This is a genomic window from Nocardioides pelophilus (genome assembly GCF_014180685.1).
In the GTDB taxonomy this organism is placed as follows: Bacteria; Actinomycetota; Actinomycetes; order Propionibacteriales; family Nocardioidaceae; genus Nocardioides; species Nocardioides pelophilus.
Genome location: NZ_JACEHF010000233.1, coordinates 1 through 5,215, shown reverse-complemented (window position 1 = coordinate 5,215; position 5,215 = coordinate 1). Strand labels below are relative to the sequence as shown.

The window sequence follows — 5,215 nt, the reverse complement described above, 5'->3', positions numbered from 1 at the left end:
GGCCGGCGCCTGCCGCGGGTGCCTGGTGCTGGCCGACGGCGCGGTCGTCACGGCGTGCACGACGCCTGCCACCGCGGGGATGGAGGTCGTCACCACCGACGCCGGCGTGGGCTCCCAGGTGCGGCTCGTGCTCGAGCTGCTCGCCGAGCGGCTGCCGGGCCGTGCGCTCGACCGCCCGTCGGAGCTGGCCGCGGCGTGCGAGCAGTACGGCGTCGGCCCCGACCTGTTCGGGAGCGGCCGCGGTCTCGGCCTCGACGAGACCCATCCCTACGTCCGGCTCGACCGCGACCTCTGCATCTCGTGCGGCCGCTGCGTCCGGATGTGCGACGAGGTGCAGGGCACGTTCGCGCTCACGCTCACCGGCCGCGGGGCCGACACCGTCGTCGCTCCGGGCAACGGCGGAGCGTGGGCCGACTCGGCCTGCGTCGGCTGCGGGGGCTGCGTCGACGCGTGCCCGACCGGTGCTCTCACCGAGGGCCGCGCCGTCGAGGTCGCGGCGCCGGACCGCACCACCCGCACCACCTGCGGCTACTGCGGGGTCGGCTGCGCGCTCGACGTGCACGCCGCCGGCGACGAGGTCGTCTCGGTCACTCCCGCCCCCGACGGGCCGGTCAACCGCGGCCACGCCTGCGTCAAGGGCCGGTTCGCCCACGGCTTCGTCCGCTCCCCGGACCGGCTCACCACCCCGCTGGTGCGCAAGGACGGCGAGCTGCAGCCGGCGTCCTGGGAGGAGGCGCTCGGCCACGTCGGCCGCGAGCTCGCCCGGATCAGGGCGACCTACGGTCCCGACGCGATCGCTGCGATCTCCTCCGCCCGGGCCACCAACGAGGAGAACTACCTGATGCAGAAGCTGATGCGGGCGGTGATCGGCACCAACAACGTCGACAACTGCTCCCGCATCTGTCACGCGCCGTCGGCAGCCGGGCTGACCGCTGCGTTCGGGCTGTCCGGCGGCACCAACCCCGCCGACGACATCGAGCGCAGCGACGTGTTCCTGCTCGCCGGCACCAACGCCACCGAGGCCCACCCCGTCGTCGGCGCCCGGATCAAGCAACAGGTGCTCCGGGGAGCGCGCCTGGTGGTCGTCGACCCGCGGCGCACGGAGCTGGCGGCGCTCGCCGACGTGCACCTGCAGGGCCGTCCGGGTTCGAACGTCGCGGTGTTCAACGGCCTCGCCCGGCTGCTCCTCGACGAGGGCTGGGCCGACCGCGACTTCCTGGCCGACCGCGCCGACGGGCTCGAGGCGCTCGAGGAGGTGCTGGCGTCGTACACCCCGGAGCGGGTCGAGGAGATCTCCGGCGTCCCGGCCGGCTCGTTGCGCGCGGCGGCGCAGCTGTACGGCGAGGCCCGGGTGCCGACGATCTGCTACGGCCTCGGGGTCACCGAGCACGCGCACGGCACCGAGGCGGTGCGCACGCTCGCGAACCTCGCGATCCTCCGCGGCGCGGTCGGGACCCTGCGCGGCGGCGGGGTCAACCCGCTGCGCGGCCAGAACAACGTCCAGGGCGCCTCCGACATGGGCGCGCTGCCCGATCTGCTGCCCGGCTACCAGCGGGTCACCGACGACGCGGCCCGGCAGCGGGTCGGCGATGCCTGGGGCGTGCCGGTGCCTGCGCAGCCGGGGCTGCGGATCCCGGACATGTTCGCCGGCGCGCTCGACGGCCGGGTGCGGGCGCTCTACGTGATGGGCGAGGACATCGCCCAGACCGACCCGAACTCGGGCCACGTGCGTGCCGCCATCGACCGGTGCGAGCTGGTCGTCAGCCAGGAGATCTTCCTCTCCGAGACCGCGCGGCTCGCGGACGTCGTGCTCCCGGCGGCGTCGTTCCTGGAGAAGGACGGGACCTTCGTGAACTTCGACCGCCGCTTCCAACGGGTGCGCCCGGCGCTCCCGCCGCCGGGGGGCGCACGGACCGACTTCGCGATCCTGCTCGACGTCGCCCGCGCCCTCGGCGCCGACCTCGGGGTGACCACGCCGGCCGAGGCGATGGCGGAGTGCGCCACGGTGGCGCCGCTGTTCGCCGGCATCTCGCACCAGCGGATCGACGACCTCGGCGCCCTGCCCTGGCCGTGCCGGTCCGCGGAGGACCCGGGCGAGGCGCAGCTCTACCTGACCCGGTTCGGGACGCCGTCCGGCCGGGCCGGGCTGGCCGCCTTCGACTGGCTGCCCCCGGGCGAGCAGCCCGACACCGCCTATCCGTACACGCTGATCACCGGCCGGCGGCTGGAGCACTACAACTCCGGCACCATGACCCGGCGTACGCCGAACCTCGACCTGGTGCCCGAGGAGCTGCTCGACCTGCACCCGGACGACCTCGCCCGGCTCGGCCTCGACGACGGCTCGCGGGCGGTCGTCGCCAGCCGGCGCGGCGAGGTCGTGACCCGGGTCCGGGCGTCGGACGCCATCGTCCCCGGCCAGGCGTTCCTGGCCTTCCACTTCCCCGACGTCGCCGCGAACCTGCTCACCTCCGACGTCGTGGACACGGTCACCTCCTGCCCGGAGTACAAGGTGACAGCGGTCAGCATCCGGCCCTCCGACGGTCGCGAGCCCGGGCTCTGAGCCACGTCGGCGCCGGCCTCAGGTCCGGCCGACCGGTGCCGATAAGGGTCCGAGAGCGGGGCTAGTCCCCGGGCGGTCGCCATGGACGGTCGACCTGCCCCGGGGAGTTCCAGCCCGACCCCGCTCGTATCCGACGGAACGGGGAACGCATGACGACCAGCGCTGCCTCCCCCGTCGGTGATGCCGATCGTCGGCTGCCGTGCCGACAGCCCCACGACGTCGTCGCCGCCGTCTTCCACGCCGCGTCGACGGAGTCGAGCGCTGCGCTGCTGGTGGCCGAGCTGGGTGATGCCGCGGAGCCGATCATCCGGTGGACCAACCCGGGTGCCTCCAAGCTGCTCGGCCTGGCCAGCACCGACCTGGAGGGCGAGCGCCTGTCCGAGTTCGTGCACGGACCGGACGGGGTGGCGCTGCGCACGATGTTCCGCCGGGAGCGCCGTACGGCGACGTCCGTGACGGTGCGAACGAGCGTCGGCGAGACCGTGCCGTGCCGGCTGAGCGCCACGCCCGCGCCGGACGGCCGGTTCTGGACCCTGCAGGTGCACCGCGCCCACTCCGACCTGGAGCTCGCGCTGCGCGCGTCCGCCGAGGCCCACGAGCACCGGTTCAAGGTGCTGGCCGAGCGATCCCCGGTGCCCACGATGATGTCGGAGCAGGGCATGCGGCTGGGCCACGCCAACGACGCCCTCTGCGCGCTGCTGGGCGTGACCGCCGACAACCTGATCGGGACCGGCTGGATGGACTACGCGCACCGCGACGACCTCGAGCTCATCATCGACACCGTGGTCGCGGTGCTGGCGGGCCAGGAGCGGGAGATGCAGGCGCGCTTCGTCGACAGCCACCGGCGGGTCCGCTACACCGACATGCGGTTCACCCCGCTGCACACCCCGGGCGTCGGAGACGGGTTCGTGGCCACGCTGGAGGACATCACCGAACGGCGGGCCTTCGAGGAACAGCTCAGCTACCAGGCCACCCACGACTCCCTGACCGGGCTGCCGCGCCGCTCCAAGCTGTGGGACCACATCGCGGCCGCGATGCAGGACCCGAACGCGGGCCTGGCGTGCATGTTCCTCGACCTGGACAACTTCAAGATCGTCAACGACAGCCTGGGCCACAAGGCCGGCGACGCGCTGCTGGTCGAGGTCGCGCACCGACTCACCGGCTCGTTGCGTCCGGGCGATCTCGTCGCCCGGTTCGGCGGCGACGAGTTCGTGGTCGTGTGCCGGACCGGCTCGCTGGACGCCGCCCTCGAGGTGGCCGACCGCATCCTGCGGGTCGTCTCCGACCCCGTGGTGCTGGACGGTGTCGAGATCCACCCCCGGGTCTCGATCGGCGTGGTCCTCCGGGGTGCGGACCACCACTCCCCGGACGACCTCATCCGGGACTGCGACATCGCGATGTACCAGGCGAAGTCGCGCGGCAAGGGCCGGATCATGGTGCTGGACGAGGGCGCGCGCAGCGCCGTCCACGACGCGCTCACCATGGTCTCGGACCTTCGCCAGGCCCTCGACGAGCGGGTGATCACGCTCTGCTACCAACCGATCATGCGCTGCGACGGCGACATCCCCGAGCTGGTCTCGGTGGAGGCGCTGGCCCGCTGGCACCACCCCGATCGCGGCGCCGTCCCTGCGGACGTGTTCGTCCGGCTGGCCGAGGAGCACGGCTTGGTGCGCGAGCTCGGAGACCTGGTGCTGGACGCCGCCTGTGCAGCGTTGGCGGAGTGGCAGCGGCAGCTCGGCTCGCTCGCACCGCCCCGGATGAACGTCAACCTGTCGGCCCTGCAGATGAGCGACCACCTGTTGGTGCAGACGGTGAAGCGGACCCTCCGGCGCTACGGCCTCCGCCCCGACCAGCTCTGCCTCGAGATCACCGAGTCGGCCCTGATGAAGGACCCCGACACCGCGTCGATCATCCTCACCCAGCTGCGGGACCACGGCGTCCAGGTCGCGATCGACGACTTCGGCACCGGCTACTCCTCCCTGGCCTACCTGCGCCGACTCCCGGTCAACTACCTCAAGGTCGACCGCTCCTTCGTGGCGGAGCTGCAGGACGGCCACACCGCGGTCGCCCAGGCCGTGATCAGTCTCGCCCGCAACCTGGGGCTCGGCGTGGTCGCCGAAGGAGTCGAGACCACCTCGCAGCGGCAGATCCTCGAGGGGATGGACTGCTCACTGCTGCAGGGCTTCGGCATCAGCCGGCCGCTCGACGAGCCGACCTTCGTCGACTGGTGCAAGGCCGGACATCCCCTCGCGACCACGAGTGCGTCATGACCGCGATCATGCTGGACATCGACGCGCTGCTGGAGAGCCTGGACCAGCTGGCGTCCCAGCGGCCCGTCGCGGCCCGGATCGTCGCCACCAGCAACAACGAGAGCTCGGACGCGACGGAGCTCGCGGCCGTCCTCGGCGCCGACGTGGCGCTGGCCGCCAAGGTGATGAGGCTGGCCAACTCCGCCTACTTCGGGCTGTCGGGCAAGGTGACCAGCCTGCAGTTCGCCGTCACCGTGGTGGGGTTCAACACGGTGCGGTCGATCGCGACCGTGGCACTGTCGGGCATCGACGGGGCCAAGGACCTCCCTGACGGGTTCTGGGACACCTCGGTTCACCTGGCCGCCGCGTCCGGGGCGCTGGGCCCGCAGTTCGGGACCCGCACCGC

At 73.0% G+C, this 5,215-nt stretch carries 3 protein-coding genes; all 3 read left to right on the top strand.

All coding sequences use genetic code 11. From position 1 onward, the window contains the following. A partial coding sequence (gene fdhF, locus H0488_RS21915; protein ID WP_183101331.1) for a formate dehydrogenase subunit alpha occupies nucleotides 1-2,560 on the top strand: 2,560 nt, incomplete at its 5' end. Nucleotides 2,561-2,709: 149 nt separating this feature from the next. Next, on the top strand, nucleotides 2,710-4,830 hold the full coding sequence (locus H0488_RS21910; protein WP_183101330.1) for a putative bifunctional diguanylate cyclase/phosphodiesterase: 2,121 nt from the start codon (nucleotides 2,710-2,712) through the stop codon (nucleotides 4,828-4,830). After that, nucleotides 4,827-5,215, top strand: a 389-nt coding sequence (locus tag H0488_RS21905) for an HDOD domain-containing protein (protein WP_183101329.1), incomplete at its 3' end; no start/stop codon positions are given. The genes H0488_RS21910 and H0488_RS21905, both read left to right, overlap by 4 nt.